The 15,721-nt window shown below is 43.1% G+C and carries 14 protein-coding genes; 11 read left to right on the top strand and 3 right to left on the bottom strand.

All coding sequences use genetic code 11. The features are described 5' to 3' along the window. The first annotated feature begins 33 nt into the window (after positions 1 to 33). The 9 genes from secD (at position 34) to OCU38_RS14945 (ending at position 9,993) form a co-directional block, all read left to right on the top strand. A complete protein-coding gene (secD, locus tag OCU38_RS14985; RefSeq protein WP_261824320.1) occupies positions 34 to 1,821 on the top strand; it encodes a protein translocase subunit SecD in 1,788 nt (595 codons plus the stop codon). Next, positions 1,821 to 2,723: a protein translocase subunit SecF gene (gene secF / locus OCU38_RS14980; RefSeq protein ID WP_261824319.1), complete on the top strand. Its 903-nt coding sequence runs from the start codon at positions 1,821 to 1,823 to the stop codon at positions 2,721 to 2,723. The genes secD and secF overlap by 1 nt, the downstream gene beginning before the upstream one ends. 341 nt (positions 2,724 to 3,064) lie before the next feature. Then, positions 3,065 to 4,156 (top strand): calcium:proton antiporter, encoded by a 1,092-nt coding sequence (locus OCU38_RS14975; RefSeq protein ID WP_261824318.1) that lies wholly within the window; start codon positions 3,065 to 3,067, stop codon positions 4,154 to 4,156. Positions 4,157 to 4,213: 57 nt separating this feature from the next. Next, a complete protein-coding gene (locus OCU38_RS14970; protein ID WP_261824317.1) occupies positions 4,214 to 4,870 on the top strand; it encodes a DedA family protein in 657 nt (218 codons plus the stop codon). A 45-nt stretch (positions 4,871 to 4,915) separates the two neighbouring features. Then, positions 4,916 to 6,307: a magnesium transporter gene (locus tag OCU38_RS14965; protein WP_261824316.1), complete on the top strand. Its 1,392-nt coding sequence runs from the start codon at positions 4,916 to 4,918 to the stop codon at positions 6,305 to 6,307. 36 nt (positions 6,308 to 6,343) lie between these two features. Further along, positions 6,344 to 6,994 carry a MarC family NAAT transporter gene (locus tag OCU38_RS14960; protein ID WP_261824315.1) on the top strand — a complete coding sequence of 217 codons (651 nt, stop codon included), beginning with the start codon at positions 6,344 to 6,346 and terminating at the stop codon, positions 6,992 to 6,994. Positions 6,995 to 7,150: 156 nt separating this feature from the next. Next, complete coding sequence (locus OCU38_RS14955; protein WP_261824314.1) at positions 7,151 to 7,828, top strand: hypothetical protein; 678 nt, start codon at positions 7,151 to 7,153, stop codon at positions 7,826 to 7,828. Between the two features lie 246 nt (positions 7,829 to 8,074). Further along, a complete protein-coding gene (locus tag OCU38_RS14950) occupies positions 8,075 to 8,776 on the top strand; it encodes a hypothetical protein (RefSeq protein WP_261824313.1) in 702 nt (233 codons plus the stop codon). Between the two features lie 287 nt (positions 8,777 to 9,063). Further along, on the top strand, positions 9,064 to 9,993 hold the full coding sequence (locus tag OCU38_RS14945) for a LysR family transcriptional regulator (RefSeq protein ID WP_261824312.1): 930 nt from the start codon (positions 9,064 to 9,066) through the stop codon (positions 9,991 to 9,993). A 138-nt stretch (positions 9,994 to 10,131) separates the two neighbouring features. Here OCU38_RS14945 and OCU38_RS14940 read toward each other — a convergent pair whose 3' ends face one another. Continuing rightward, entirely contained in the window at positions 10,132 to 11,919 is a 1,788-nt protein-coding gene (locus OCU38_RS14940; protein WP_261824311.1) for a mechanosensitive ion channel family protein, read from the bottom strand. Positions 11,920 to 12,138: 219 nt separating this feature from the next. After that, positions 12,139 to 13,182: an alpha/beta hydrolase gene (locus tag OCU38_RS14935; protein WP_261824310.1), complete on the bottom strand. Its 1,044-nt coding sequence runs from the start codon at positions 13,180 to 13,182 to the stop codon at positions 12,139 to 12,141. A gap of 1,033 nt (positions 13,183 to 14,215) precedes the next feature. Here OCU38_RS14935 and OCU38_RS14925 point away from each other — a divergent pair. Continuing rightward, a complete protein-coding gene (locus OCU38_RS14925; RefSeq protein WP_023403042.1) occupies positions 14,216 to 14,458 on the top strand; it encodes a type II toxin-antitoxin system Phd/YefM family antitoxin in 243 nt (80 codons plus the stop codon). A 7-nt stretch (positions 14,459 to 14,465) separates the two neighbouring features. Beyond that, positions 14,466 to 14,765 carry a type II toxin-antitoxin system RelE/ParE family toxin gene (locus OCU38_RS14920; RefSeq protein WP_261824309.1) on the top strand — a complete coding sequence of 100 codons (300 nt, stop codon included), beginning with the start codon at positions 14,466 to 14,468 and terminating at the stop codon, positions 14,763 to 14,765. 191 nt (positions 14,766 to 14,956) lie between these two features. Here the strand turns inward: OCU38_RS14920 and OCU38_RS14915 are convergent, their stop codons facing one another. Beyond that, positions 14,957 to 15,526, bottom strand: coding sequence for a hypothetical protein (locus OCU38_RS14915; protein ID WP_261824308.1), 570 nt, complete (start codon positions 15,524 to 15,526; stop codon positions 14,957 to 14,959). Between the last annotated feature and the right edge of the window lie 195 nt (positions 15,527 to 15,721).

Here is a 15,721-nt window from a genome sequence, read left to right as displayed (position 1 = left end):
TACGTATGCGTTAATCAATAAGATGCAACCAAAATGAAGTTAAAGCGCTCAATCGCACCCATAAATTATTCCGCTAAATGGAAGGTCATCGTTCTCGTGCTGTCTGTGGTACTGATGCTACTCAGTGCCCTGCCCTCAACCTTTGGTGAACGTGAAGCTTTGCACATTTCAAACCAAACGCATTCGGCACACGCGGATGATGTATATCGCTATCTTGTAGACAACAACATTGATGTTCACAGTGTTAGCGAAAACAACGATCGGTTAGTTGTGACGTTTGCTTCAAGCGGACAACAGCCCGCCGCACAAGCATTAATGTCCAAATTCGTTCAATCACCGGAGACCGTTGCCCTTGCACTTGAGTCTTCAGCCCCTTCTTGGCTAACCTCGCTAGGCTTTCAACCGATTAAGTTCGGATTAGATCTGCGTGGTGGTGTGCAATTTCTGTTAGACGTAGATCTCGCCCCTGTCTTTGATGCACACGCACAATCTATGGTCGACGACCTACGCCAGACGTTTCGTCTACGCGCTCGTGTAGAGCATGGGGAAGTGGTCATAACTCGATATAACGAAGCATTACTTGGCGATATTCGAACCCACTTAAGAACGCAGTATCCACATTGGACTGTTAGCCAATCTGGTGAACGTTTAACTTTCTCAATGAATGAGGACGAAAAACGCGCAATTCAGACGCTGACGGTGACGCAAAATCTTCAAACAATGCGAGGTCGCATCGAAGAGTTAGGGATCACGGAAGCCGCAGTCCAGCGCCAAGGGGAAAATCGAATTCGCATCGAGCTGCCGGGAGTACAAGACCCGACATCTGCAAAAAACATTCTCGGCGCCACGGCATCGCTGGCGTTTTACCATATGGAGCCCAACGCCAACACCCGAACAAAATCCATTAATGACCAAGATGGTCGACCTGTCATTTTGCATAGAAACAGTATCTTGGGGGGCGAACATATTGTCGATGCACGCGCTAGCCTAGGGGAGATGGGAATACCCGAAGTTAACATCACGCTTGATAACACGGGTGGACGGCTGATAAGCAATCACTCGCGTAGCAATATCGGAAACCTGATGGCAACTGTGTACAGTGAATACAGTCAGACGGAAACCGGGCAATCCATTGAACAAAGCGAAGTGATCAGCGTCGCGACCATTCAATCCACGCTAGGGAACCGTTTTCGCATCACCGGCACAGGGTCAATGGCTGACGCGCAAAACCTTGCACTTCTATTAAGAGCTGGCTCACTCACCGCTCCTGTCACCATTGTAGAAGAACGCACCATCGGACCCACTCTTGGGGCTGAAAACGTCAAAAATGGCTTTGCTGCACTCGCCTTGGGGCTTGGTTTTACACTGGTGTTTATCGCCTGTTGGTATCGACGCCTTGGTTGGGTTGCGAATGCTGCGCTGACGATCAACTTAGTGTGTCTGTTTGGCCTGTTGGCACTCATCCCTGGCGCTGTACTAACACTTCCAGGCATCGCTGGACTCGTACTCACCGTGGGGATGGCTGTTGATACCAACGTACTTATCTTTGAACGTATCAAAGACAAAATGCGAGAAGGCAGAAACTTTTCCCAAGCCATAGATAGAGGCTTCGATAGTGCATTCTCTTCTATTTTCGATGCCAACCTCACCACCATGATCGTTGCCATCGCTTTGTATGCAATAGGTAACGGCCCAATTCAAGGTTTTGCTATCACACTCGGATTAGGACTACTGACTAGCTTATTTACCGGCGTATTTGCGTCTCGAATTCTTATCAATTATTTGTGGGGAAGAAACACCTCACATGAGGTGAAACTGTAATGACCAAATCAATTAACGTCACCAAAATACGTCAATTGATGACGATAATATCTCTGATTCTATTAACACTTTCCATGACATCCATCGTTGCAAAGGGGTTCAATTGGGGGCTCGACTTTACCGGAGGTGTCGTCGCCGATATTCAAACAAAACCAGACGTCACTCAAGTTCTGCTCAAATCTCACCTCGATTCAGCACTAAGCCAAGATGTTCAAGTAACGGCGGCAGGCAACGAGGGAAATTGGCAGCTGCGTTTCAATGATACCGACCTCGATTTGCGAAAAACGCTCAACCAAGCACTGTTGCCAGTAGACAGTAATTTTCAGATTACCAACAGCAGTGTAATTGGTCCTCAGGTTGGGTTAGAAATGGTCGAGCAAGGCGGCTTGGCAATTTTGGCGTGTTTCGTCCTTACCTTGCTGTACTTGAGCTACCGATTTGAATGGCGATTAGCGTTAGGTTCAATTGCGGCGTTGGTTTACGACATTGTCATTGTGCTAGGGCTTTTTGCGGTAACTCAAATTGAATTCAACCTAACTGTGTTGGCCGCTTTACTGGCAGTGATGGGCTACTCCCTAAATGACTCGATCATCATTTCCGATCGCATCCGTGAGGTATTTCGCGCCAAGCCAGATGGAGAAACCGATACTCTTCTCGATCAGTCCATCGTATCAACCTTGTCACGAACGCTAGTCACCTCAGGCACTACCTTGGTCACAGTCTCCGCATTGTGGTTGTTAGGAGGGAGTGCACTAGAAGGTTTCGCCATTGCGCTGTGCGTCGGGATTGTCAGTGGTACATGGTCCTCAATCTCTATTGGCACACTCTTACCCACATGCGTGGGTTTGAAACCCTCCCACTATAAACTGGACAAAGAGGAACCCCTGCAAAGCATGCCTTAGCTTTTGCTTACTGCGCTTATTACTCGTATTTCTTACTGATCTTATTTATTACTGCTCTTATTGCTTACTGCTAGGGCTCACAGCTAGCGGCGTATTTAAGAACGCTATTAGGCGACCGTTGGTCGTCTGATAGCAACAAAGAATTTCTCTAATTCATGGCCTGAATCCTCGGTTCACTTTAAGTTAGCTGCATGGTTAGGCGCGCAGATCGCTTTAAACGTAAAAGCTTAAACACATAATTTGAAACGAACCGTCTGCTGCACAGGAAATTGCAGTATTCACCCGATTTACTCTCGTTAAAGGACATTAGCGAGCCTTCGGTTACTCAATAAAGGCTCAACATGCTCAACGCTCTCAAACAAGAATACAAACTGCCTCTTGGCATTGTTGCCGTGCTGTTTTTTAAACTGTTCGGCGACAACTTACTTACAGGAGAATTATCTCAATTCGCCTACATTTTGGTTACTGCGGTACTGTTTTACGCGGTAATGAGCGCCATTTTTTCTGTTGTTCGTCACTCAGATGCGCTGGCGATAAAACTTGGCGACCCATACGGCACTCTCATATTAACGCTGTCTGTTGTCTTGCTCGAAGTCATTATGGTCTCGTCCGTAATGCTGACAGGAGAATCTAACCCTTTCCTAGCGCGTGACACCATGTTTGCTGTTGTGATGGCGGTGCTCAATGGCTTTGTCGGCATCACCTTGCTAATCGGTGGTATTAAATACCATACCCAAACCTACAACCTTGATGGAATAAAAGCGTACTTGGTGGCCATTATTCCACTCTCATTACTGTGTTTAGTACTGCCTAATTTCACCAGTATGGATTCGCTAGGTAACATGTCGACTAGCCTAACATGGACATTAGTGCTCGCTTCAATCGCATTGTATGCCGTATTCCTGTTCATCCAAACACGTAGCCATACCGACTACTTCATTGATGGTGATAATGAAGATCACCACGAACATCATGGCCCTCTGCACAGCAATATATTCCACACCATTATGCTGGTGAGTTATTTGATGGTGGTGATTTTGTTAGCGAAAAGTCTGGCGATTCCAATTAACGATGGCATCACAGAAATGGGCGCTCCTGCGGCTCTAGGTGGTTTAATTGTTGCCTTGATTATTCTCGCCCCTGAAGCGGTGGGCGCCGTCAAAGCCGCCGTGACCAATCAATTACAGCGCGCGATGAATCTGTTCTTTGGTTCGGTTCTCGCAACGATTGCACTCACCGTTCCGGCCGTGTTGCTGATTTCTGGAGTAATGAACGAACCCATCCAGCTCGGCCTCGCCCCCGCTGAAATGGTGTTATTGGGTGCGACACTATTAATGACTAGCGTGAGCTTTAGCAGTGGAAGAACAAACTTTCTCAACGGTGCTACCCATCTCATTTTGTTCTTTGCCTACATCATCTTGATGTTTGATTAAAAGATAGTGCGGCTCTAGCTATCACCCGCTAGAGCCTAACAATAATCTGGAGTTCCCATGTTAGACATTATTTCTGCTATTTGGCTACAAGACTTTGATGCCCTTCTTGAATTGAATTCACTGCACGTTTTATTGCTATTACTCGGTATTGTACTTTTCCTTGAGTCGAGTTTTGTTTTCTTACCACTGCCCGGAGATGGCCTAGTGTTGTTTGTTGGGGGCATGATTGGTTTAGGATTGATTGAGTTTTCAAGTGCACTATGGCTTCTAACCAGTGCCGCTTTTTTTGGCAGTATTGTGGCGTATGTCCAAGGACGCTGGCTACACAATACCCAATTCATGCGTAAAGCAGAGCGAACGCTGCCCGATGAATCGTTACCCAAAGCAAAAACGCTATTGAATCGATTCGGATTTCTATCCCTGTTCGTATCACGATTTGTGCCATTTGTTCGCGTGCTGACCCCGATGTTAATGGGCATTGCACAACTCAGCGCAATTAGAACGCTTATTGTTAGCTTCACCAGCTCAATTACCTGGGTGTTCAGTTTATTGCTGATAGGAAAGTGGATCATGCGACATCCATTCGTCTCTCAATATCAAGAGTTGATTACAAAGTGGTTCTTAATCAGCAGTTTACTCCTGATGGTCACCGCATTTGTCGCCCTCTTTATTCGGCTTACGACCAAGAAACGACAACCACAAACATCCGAATAAAAATCGCTTCAATCGCATTTTCACTTGTTGTCAAAGGTCTAACATATGACATTAATAACATTAGCTTTTCCATCAGAAGGTGCGCAAAAGCTGTACCTCAAAATACTGGAGAGCCTTACTCTAAGAAAGGCTAAACGACTGAATCAAACACTTCTAAAGGCTGAACCTGTCGAATTGCCTTCAGTATTAAGAAAGCTTTCTGATCCGCAACGTATCGCCACTTGGGCGCTATTAAGCGAAGTAAACCCAAGCCTTGCGGCCAACTTACTTGATCACTTATCCAATCCCGAACTGCTACGATTGATCAGTCAACTACCTGAAAACAGCACCATAGTGCTATTTCAATATTTGCATTCCGCAGACCGCAGACTGCTACTCAATGAACTGCCACGCGATCTACAAAAACGACTCAGGCAAGCCCTACCGTCAGCATGGAAAGACGAAGAGCGTGCTGCCTTGATCTACCCACAAGACTCTGCCGGAGGGATCTGTAAAAGCGAAGTCCTCAAACTCCCCGCAGACGCTACCATAGACAGTTTGAGCGCAATATTAAGCGCACAAGAACACAACCTAGATCGGCTAGAGTGGCGCTATGTTTACTTGCATAACAATGACGGCAGCTATTTAGGCGGGCTGAAAATCCGTGATGTACTCTTGCTACCACGCGGGACGTTATTAAAGGAATACATAGATACCACAGTGCCTACTATTGGCCCTGATACGAATCTAAATACAATTAAAAGTACACTGGATAACACTTTACATCCCGTTGTTCCCATCGTTGATGAACAAGGTTTCCAAATAGGCATCGTCGGTTTTAAACATCTCAATGAAGCGTTATACCAACGCTCGAAACAGCAAATGCTAGAGCAATCTGGTGTATTTGGTGGGGATGAGTCTCGCAGCATGTCAATACTAAAACGCAATCTGCGTCGACTCGCCTTTTTACTGCCTTCTGTCGCCTTAAGTTATGCCGCAATTTCAATCATTGCCCTTTACGAACCCATTATTGAACAGATTGCCGTCTTAGCGGCTGTGTTACCGCTGGTCGCCAACCTTTCTGGCGCTGCAGGGAATCAATCCGTTGCCGTGTCGATACGTGAATTATCCACGGGGCAGATCTCAGCCAAAGATCTGCTGTATGTGGTGGCAAAAGAGATCCCCATCGGCGCGATTAATGGAATGCTAATTGGTGGTGTATTGGCTCTGCTGACGCTGTTCACGCTTGGCGGGGAGCACTCTGGATTGCCATTGGTTATCGCCATCGCTTACACACTTTCTTCCACGCTTGCCGTCGTGATCGGGGGGACATTGCCCTTACTACTAAAGCGGCTCAACTTCGATCCAGCCATGCTATCAAGCCCAATGCTGACCACCTTAACCGACGCGATTTCGTTCTTCAGTATTCTGTATTTAGCGCACACTTTTTTACTTTGATTTAACTTTCTTTGCCACCACAAAATAAGGATTCCTATGCATTTAGAAACATTGTTCACCTATATGACACTCACAGTTCTTGGCCTATTACCCATAATGAACCCGCCCGCAGCCGCAACGGTTTTACTCGGTTTGAGTAAAGGGCGAGATAAGAGCTACATTGTGTCGCAAGCCAAAACGACAGGAGTCTATCTTTTCATTGCCTTGTGCATCACCTTCTTCATTGGTGCATCAGTACTCGAGCTCTTCAGTATTTCAATACCGAGCTTGCGTTTAGGCGGTGGCATCATCATTGTCGCGATTGGCTTCAATATGCTGTTTCCTCGCTCCGATAATGGCGCAGCCCCTTCTGGACAAGATTCAATCGCACTCGTGCCTTTGACCATTCCTTCACTATGTGGCCCCGGCTCTATGGCGATGATCATTAGCTTAGCCGCTCAAATTGCTACCTATGAAAACCACACCAGTATGACTAGCGTCTATGGTGGTGTAGTGGCAGGGCTTGCTCTGGTCGCACTTATTGCCACCTTCACATTAACCATGTCGTACCCTCTGCTCAAAGCACTTGGTCAAAATGGTATCAATGCATTTACCCGCATTATGGGCTTCCTATTGATCTGTATGGGAGTGCAGTTTTTCACTCTAGGGATTCAAGAGATTGTTCTTGAGATCAATGAGCTTTTATAAATTAATACCCCTCCTAAAAAAGAATCGAGCCTCGACTATTAAGTCGGGGCTTTTTTGTCTATATACCTGTCAAATATGAATCACTGTAATTCATAGTCAATAACTAAGTCGATAAATAAAATGGAGGCATAAACAAACACAAGTAGGATTATATTTATGAAACTAACGAAAACTTCACTATTAATTGCATCACTTATTTCTTCGCCTTTAGTCATTGCAGATTCCAATGTTAATTTCTCTGAATCTAAACAACACTACTCAGGTTTTAATATTGGTTACGGAAGCAATGACTTTGATATGGGCATTCAATATGCCAAATCACTCAATAACGACTGGAACTTGTTAAGTTCATATAGCAGTGACGATAATTTCAATCACCACGAATTTGCATTTGATTTTCAAAGAAACAATGGCTTAGGGCTTGTTTTTGAATATGTGCATGATACCAACTACCAATCAGATAATTTACGTGCGAATGACTATAGCTTCAGCCTGTATAAAGCGAATATGGCTAATGAATCGTTTTCTGTGATACCTCAGGTGACACTGGGTAATCTAAAGCACCAACAGATGAGCAGTAGTGTCTACTACACCAGTGCATCACTTGATATGACCTATAGCCTAAACGATAGCCTGTGGATGGGCTTCACACCCGAATACACTTACAGCTTAGGTAAAGTGAAAGAAAAGAATGGCAACCAATCAAAGCTGAGAGATTGGGATTACAAGGCAGAATTGGGTTATCAATTGAATAGTACAAACGCATTCGTGTATAGCTACCAATATGATGATGGTAATAACCTCTCATTATTCTCATTTAAACATTCTTTCTAAATTATTAGAGCTGCCAATTTTTGGCAGCTCATCTTTTAATTCCAATCACACTAAGTAAGTGAGCAAAAACAGCGTAGGCAAAATGTTCTAGAACAAAGCAGAACTTTTCGACAAGTAGTTATTCTACAATCAATTTGTGACGCAATTATCGAGTATTTTAACAAGCTAGAATGCCCCGTAATTTAATACGATTGGTATAACACCTAACCATAGATATTCCCTATTTCAGATAATAAGTGAGCCACTTTGAAAAATAAACTATTATTGCTGAGTTGTGTAATAAGCGCCTATTCAATCGCCAATGAAAATACTCTCGACTTTGAATCCGCTGTAGAAGAATTTACAGAAGCGACCATAGAAACATCCCCTATTGATTTCACCGATCCGACCGCAGCTTATAGTTCTCTTCAGTTAGGCTACAACAGCGAAGGCTTTGATACCGGATTTGGTTATGCGAGAACTATCTCCGACAATTGGGCTGCTCTGATATTTGCTCAGGCTTTGAATAACTTTGACACATATAGAGTTAGAGCTGCGGCACTCAGCACCCATTTTGGTAGCGGCGTGATGGGCGACTACTTATATGATGATCGCAACGACACACACACTGTCGTATTGAACGCGATGCAAGTCTTGCCACTGCATGAACGACTCATTATCGCACCCGTTATTGGCGCGGGCATCATCTCCAGCAATAATCTTGATAAAAATGTCCCTATTGCCATGGCACAATTATACAGTGTGATTACTATTACAGAACAAACCTCAATAATGATCGCACCCATCTATACGATGTCTTTGAGTGACCAGACACTTAAAATCAATACGTTAGACTGGGAAACTAGCTTCTCCTATCGAATCGCAGATAATCAAAATGTTTCCATTAACTATGGCATCTATGATCAGTCAGACAACAAACTTGGCCTTAACTACGCGTATGCGTTTTAACTGTATTTATGCATTTTTAGTGCTTCTGCGTGCTTAAGCTAATTCGATACACTCTAACTTAGGCTCTTGTTATTTCACATCAACTCTTTACCAGCCCTTTGTAACACGGATGTTGCCAGCCCTTACGACATAAAATACCTTTGGTTGAACGCTCATTTTGCTCATAGTACATTCCTGCGAATCGTAGCAAACATTATTCAACACATTTCATTCCTAAGCTATTGAAGAAACGCTAATTTCCCTTATTCTTAAATGATGTATAGAACTTCATTGCCACAAGGGAACCCATGAAAGAACTTCAAGACTTAGACCTAAATCTGCTCAAGTTACTTAAAGCGGTTGTGGAGACTCGTAATACTCACGCGGCAGCAGACAAGCTGGGTATATCGCAAACCAGTGTCAGCAGAGGAATGGCGAAGTTAAGAGAGACTTTTGGCGACCAACTTTTTCTTCGCAAAGCACACGGCGTTGAGCCTTCAGAACTGGCAGAGAAACTCGCCGAAGCGGCCGATGAAATGTACTCTCCTTTGATTAAGGTGGTTGAGTCCTACCACAACTTTGATCCAAAAATGTTTACCGGTGAAGTCACCATCGCTTTGAACATATTTCTAATTGAACAATACGGAGAAGGGATTTTTAAGGTTCTACATGAGGCACTTCCACAAGCGAACTTTAAATTGGTCTACTGGCAAGACAAAAGCTTAGCAGAAGTACTAAATGGACAAGTCGATTACTTGTTGCAACTTTCCGGCATCCCATTACCTCAAGATATCTACCAACATAAACTTACCGAAGTAAAGTTGAGCCTTATTGCGCGCAAAGAGCATCCGGTACTAAGTAGGAGCAGTGAATGGGAAGATATTCATCATCTACCGATCACAAGAATCCTGATTGATGGCATCAACACCAAACGAGCGCCAATCGAAGATCTTTATATATCAAAAGGCTACACCGCAAATGTTGTGTTAGCGACACATAGTCTGACTGTATTACGCAGTAAGCTGAAAAATTCAGATGCTTTCTCTTTTGGTAGCAGCTTTATGACCGCCAATGATCCGGATCTCAGCTGTTACCCATTACCCAACTTGCCAAAAGAAATGCGCCAAATTGTTGTAGAGGGTGGCTATCTTCAATCCAAGCGAGGCTTTCCGCTTCATCAACTGTTGCATCAAACTATGCAGAGTTACTTTGACAGCGTAGTTCAACCAGACAGTTGATAATACGCCCGCTTTCTGGCTTCTGCTCTCAAATAAAAACCACCAGCCAAACTCAAGTCCCTAAAGCGATAATGGATCGCTTTAGGGCATGATACTTGAAGGTATGAAGGAGCTGAGTACGTATTAATTGGCTTCGTTTTAAGTAGAAGACGGACGCACTGCAGACGTTGCTGCTGGGTACATAATTGAGTCTTTAATTTCAAATTTATATTCGTAACTAAAATCAGGAAACGGGAACGCTTGCTCTTCATGCCACTGTGCGACCACTTGCTCCGCTTTGCGTTTCTGTTCTTGGTTATCCGATGATACTTTATTGAACAATTGGTACTGCGTGGAATGCGCAATCTTCGCCCCAACGCTATCGACCTGAGTCAGCATTGAAAACAGAATATCTTCTTGCACCGCCATAAACTCTTCATTATCGCGACAACTAATGTAAGCCATCATATTGATATTAATTGAGTATTCCCCTACTCCCATCAATCGAACCCGCACCGGTTCTTCTTCAATCATAGGATGTTGCAATAACAAGCGACGAATATTGACAATCAGTACCCGCAGCTGATCGAGTGTCGTTTCTGAACGAAGCCGAATAATATGATCCATACGTCGTTTATCACGTCGCTCTAAGTTATCAATCTCCATATTGGCAAACTCAGAGTTGGGGATGGTAATCAAAGAGCGCTCTAGAGTTCGAACACGCGTTGAGCGTAAGCCAATACTCTCTATAGTTCCCAGTTTATCCCCATAACGACAGAACTCGCCCAGCTTAACCCCGCCGTCAGCATAGAGTGTGAGTCCATTGATAACGTTTTCTAGGATAGGTCGAACCGCCAACGCGACCGCTAGACCACCCACACCCAGACCCGCAAGAATAGGTGAGATTGAAAAACCCATGAACTCAATGACATAAACGCCAAGAATGACAATAGTAAGGCCACCAAAGATACGGGCAAGCACGGTAATCAATGATGAATCAACATGTTTTCCGTTGTGCTTTTTAAAGGTATAAATGTTCGCAAAGTAATTAAAAATGGCCATGATGAGCCATGAGACAAAGAAGAACTGAGCCAGTAAAAATAAGGTGGTAAACAGTTGATAGATACTTCCTGTGATCCAGACACCATCATCAATTACCCATCTTGCAACAAGCAATAAGTTCACCACCCCAACTAATGAGAACAACCTGCCTGCCCGCCACTTTATGCCTCTGCTTTCCCAGCGCTGATCCCAACGTGCCCCCAAATGAAAACTGATTTTCATCAATAACCGGCACATGATAAGGACACCACCAAATGCCAACCATTGCCATAAAGGTAATGGGCCAAGAAGCTGATTAAATGATTTAGGCAGAGATAAGATGAACTGCTTAGAAAATAGTGGTCCAGGGCTAATCAGAAACTCTTGATAATAATCATGACGTTGTTCTTTATCATAAGGAGACGCTGACATCGTGCGATACCAACGTGGCAAACTTTGAATGGTACTAGAGCTAAATAAAAACTGGTCGCTACGCTCACCCTCCAATTGACGCGAAATGACAATTTCCGTATTTCCAAATCGCCAATGCTCAATCCCGCGCTCTACAACTTGTTTATGGCTAGGAGCAAGTTGATGAATCTTTGGGTCTATTCGCTCAAGTAACTCTCTTAGTAGAATGACTTTTTCCATCACAACCACAGTTCTACTACGATTTGGCACCATTGAGAGATCCATGGTGCGTTGAACTTGGGAATAGGCGTACTGGGCTTCTTTTAAATACAAGGTTTCTTGCTGCCAGTGCTCAATAACAATACTGGAGTCTCGCATGAAACTGGCTAAGGTTTGACTTGGGCTAGAGGTATCCGATAGCCCAAGGCTTGTGCTTGAAACCGCTACTGAACTGAATATCAATAAATACCAGCCAAGTAGTGTTTTGAATATCACTCGAATCACCGTACTCTCCCGCCCGTTACATGGGGAAATTCCAGCATAGGAGTGGTTGAATATGAATGTTCAAAGATGGATTGATGTTGAGAGTAATGGTAGTTCGCTCGCAATAACGAAGCGCTACATCTAAAAATAGAAGCAAAAATCTTGGTCATAATAGCCTCCTATATAAGAAGCCACATCCCTGTGAACAATTATCTATTAACATCCCTATTTTTATTTATTAATGTGCTGATTAAAGAACATTTTTAGTTCATTAAGTGCGTCTTCTGACTCTGGCATGTCAAATAAAAGGTTATTCAAATAATCGCCATGAGATTGAGCATCATAGATATGCAGATCCGTATCTACACCTGCACTACGCAAAAGTCGATGCATTCGAACCGTGTCACTGAGTAACAGATCACGAGTTCCCGAAATGAAAACTGTTGGTGGGAATTCATCAATGTCAGCGTATATCGGTGAAATAAGAGGATTATCGCGCGCTTCTCCACCAGCATACACATCAAAAGTACTCTCAATTAACCCTTCGCGCTGACCTAGAGGATCTAAGCCCTGCAGTGTTAACCAAGAATCCGATGTCTCTTTAAGATCGACCGCTGGCGTACCAACAAACAATGCGCCGGGCGCAGGAAGATCGAGTTGTTGCAGTTTAAGAGTTGTCGCTAAGGTTAAGTTACCGCCTGCAGATGTACCAAAAATCGCGGTTGACTCCGGGGATTGTGTTTTTATTAGCTCTTTCCATACTGCCACAGCATCATCAATGGCCGCAGGGAATGGGTGCAGTGGCGGCTGACGATAATCAATAGAAATGACCTGAGCACCAATCCCGTTAGCAACCCAAATAGCTTCTCGCAACGCTGATTCACCACCACCGAAAACAAACGCACCACCATGAATGTGGACTAGCCACTTATCTTTATACTCAGGGGCAATATGCTTTGGCGTGACAAAGAAGGTATCGACCCCTGCAAACTGCTTGGCTTCATAAGTGACTTGCAAACGCTCTAGCGCTTGACGAGTCACTTCGATTCCAGGGGCATCAAACTGAGCTTGTAGCGCTGACCACTCTTCTGTATTCGTCGGCACTGACAATGGAGGTGCAACCGTTCTGTTTTCTATAATTTGAGCAAACTCTGGCGAAACCCCTACCGGAGTAGGAATTGTTCGCTCACCCATAGTCATAGATGCAAAAGCTGTGCTAGTTGATAAGCCAATAAATAAGGTAGAGACAAATGTGCGTAATAGTTTCTTTTTCATCGGTAATCCAGTTTGAGCGTGTAAGCCGTTATTAATTAAGTACGGCTATTATTCGCGCAAAATTGGACACTGACGATGAATTACAGTAATTCAAATTTGTCTATTTCTTATTCAAGAATGAATTTCTCTAATTCCTATTTCATATTCACAACACTACCCATAATCAACCCTCTAACGTGAGGATTGAGCATGAAATATTTACCTGTCTGCATGATATTTGTGGGTTACTTAGCCTTCTTTTTCTTCTTAGTCGTCAGACTAAATGGCTAGCTTAGCAATATACAAAAACAGCAAATTGACCCTCCATAAACTGAGTTTATATCGGGTTATTTCGCCAACGCCCAAACGTTGAACCTAAAGTAAAAATTGAAGTAACTCGCTCTTGCCCATGCTATCAGCATAAAATGAACGGTATTGGCTTCACTCGACCGAAGTAGCGGAAAAAGCAGATTTAATAAGAAAATGATGAAGCTATTGCCTAAAAAGTCTTATTTATGATGTTCTTTGCCACGTAAATACTCGGCATACTTTTTAGAAATTAGTTGAGGTATATGGAGTCCTGTTTTCCGAACAAGATACCAATCTACCCCAGCTAAAATGACCAATCCTATTATAGTTCCCATCTCAAACTCTCCTTGCACATCGAATCATAACTCTATCAAACCGCTGATAAGTTAGATAAGACAGAAGGTAATTTTTGTTGGGTAGCGATGGTTTTCAAAAAAGTTAGAGTCTATTGAGGGATAAAAACCTCATTTCTGCTGTATCGACCTAGCTAAACTACTGACTACAACAGCAAATACGCCACTCGTGTATATGGGTATTGAAACTTGTGGTAGTGCACATTCTTGGGCAAGAGCACTCAACAAACTGAGAAATGATGCCGCGCTATATACAAAGAAGCTCATTGTCATTCAATCCCTAATGTACAGTTTTGTTAACTTGCATTCCGCATGAATCGCACGATTTAATTAAATTGCACATTTCATGCGGTATATTATAATCTAACTGTAAACTCTAATGGGAACTGACCATGCATACATTAACAGCGAATGATGCCAAACGAAATTTCGGCGAGCTACTTCTAAACGCACAACGCGAGCCAATAAAAATCAGCAAAAACAGTAAGGATGCTGTCGTTGTCATGTCCATTCGTGACTTTGAAGAGCTAGAAGCTATGAAAGTTGAATACCTCAAACACTGCTTTAAATCAGCTAAAGAAGACTTGAACAATGGAAACGCAGTTGATGGCGAAAGCTTTCTGAATTCGCTGTAACTAACTTATGCAAAAGAACAAATACAAGCTAAGTAACTTAGCGCAATCTCACTTGCGCAAAGTAAAAAACTACACGGTTGAAAACTTTTCTGAATTACAGTGGAGCAACTACAAAAACACTCTGTTAACTGGGTTTCAAATGTTAGCTGATAACCCCGGTTTAGGAAGAAGCTGTGACGAGATATACCCAAATGGCTTTTATTTCCCGATTGGAAAACACACAGCTTATTTCACCAAAGAAGATGACTTTATCTTAGTCGTGGCTGTCTTAGGTCAATCACAGCTACCCCAGAATCACCTGAAATAACACGACATTCACCCTAGAGTCATAGCTGGGGAGTTAGTTTATTCATGTAAAATAACACCTTGAAAAAAGTGTCAAGGTGAAGTCTGCTTCAAAATCCATCATACAATTTACATACTAAAGTAGCACTGGACTTGCTCAATAACCAGATAAGGTGTCGGCTGAGCGACATCTATCCTTATTTGTTATAACTACTACTTCACATTAGTTAAATAGGAAACCATCAACCTTGTAATCTTAAAAATACGACAACCTTGTTTGTTAAAGTCTAGCTCCAACAGACCTAGTTTGAGGAGTTGGGTTAGATCATCATGAACAAAACGCGGCTCATTGATATTGAGTTTACCTTGCGTATCTAAAAACAAATAGTTAGAGCCTGCCGAAGTCTTAACCTCCAGAAACTGAGAAGCCCCTGATTTATCAAATTGACGCAAAATGTCAATTGCTTGTTCAGATAACTGAACTGAAGGTTCTATTGCGCTTGCGATACCTTTAAAATCATCCAGTTGACTCGCTAGTTGCATGATGAGGCTATCTAAATTATTTAAACCATCCATAAGCTCATCATGATTACGATTTAATAGTTTCTTAACTTGCAACGATAGAATCTGATTATTATTCAACTCTTCGATAAGAGCTTTGTGCCGCTTTTCAGATAACCATTTAATGAGTTCATTGTAATCATCACCATCACGAGCACGTCCTTCCGCTTTATATGCAGAAATTAGACCTAAAATTGTTGCAAAGGAGCTCCAAATTTCCATATAAATCTCTAATTTAATTTTTTCGTTATTTGCGCTGAGTTTGACTTGTAATTATAACAGATTAGTCCGTATTCCTACTTGCTTAAACTTCACTCAATCTACCATAAGTCACTGAAATATAATGCTTAGACTTCACATTTTGCATTCTACCTCTACATAAAAACGCGTGAATAAATGGGGTCAGGTCTTGAATTT

The sequence above is a fragment of the Vibrio neonatus genome (assembly GCF_024346975.1).
Lineage (GTDB): Bacteria > Pseudomonadota > Gammaproteobacteria > Enterobacterales > Vibrionaceae > Vibrio > Vibrio neonatus.
Note: the sequence above shows the minus strand (reverse complement) of the source record. Positions and strands in the feature narration are given on the sequence as shown.

Coding starts and splice junctions, on each gene's coding strand:
- OCU38_RS14925 (WP_023403042.1), top strand. CDS start 14,216: ATGCATACATTAACAGCGAATGATGCCAAACGAAATTTCGGCGAGCTA.
- OCU38_RS14915 (WP_261824308.1), bottom strand. CDS start 15,526: ATGGAAATTTGGAGCTCCTTTGCAACAATTTTAGGTCTAATTTCTGCA.
- secF (WP_261824319.1), top strand. CDS start 1,821: ATGACCAAATCAATTAACGTCACCAAAATACGTCAATTGATGACGATA.
- secD (WP_261824320.1), top strand. CDS start 34: ATGAAGTTAAAGCGCTCAATCGCACCCATAAATTATTCCGCTAAATGG.
- OCU38_RS14970 (WP_261824317.1), top strand. CDS start 4,214: ATGTTAGACATTATTTCTGCTATTTGGCTACAAGACTTTGATGCCCTT.
- OCU38_RS14965 (WP_261824316.1), top strand. CDS start 4,916: ATGACATTAATAACATTAGCTTTTCCATCAGAAGGTGCGCAAAAGCTG.
- OCU38_RS14935 (WP_261824310.1), bottom strand. CDS start 13,182: ATGAAAAAGAAACTATTACGCACATTTGTCTCTACCTTATTTATTGGC.
- OCU38_RS14920 (WP_261824309.1), top strand. CDS start 14,466: ATGCAAAAGAACAAATACAAGCTAAGTAACTTAGCGCAATCTCACTTG.
- OCU38_RS14955 (WP_261824314.1), top strand. CDS start 7,151: ATGAAACTAACGAAAACTTCACTATTAATTGCATCACTTATTTCTTCG.
- OCU38_RS14975 (WP_261824318.1), top strand. CDS start 3,065: ATGCTCAACGCTCTCAAACAAGAATACAAACTGCCTCTTGGCATTGTT.
- OCU38_RS14945 (WP_261824312.1), top strand. CDS start 9,064: ATGAAAGAACTTCAAGACTTAGACCTAAATCTGCTCAAGTTACTTAAA.
- OCU38_RS14960 (WP_261824315.1), top strand. CDS start 6,344: ATGCATTTAGAAACATTGTTCACCTATATGACACTCACAGTTCTTGGC.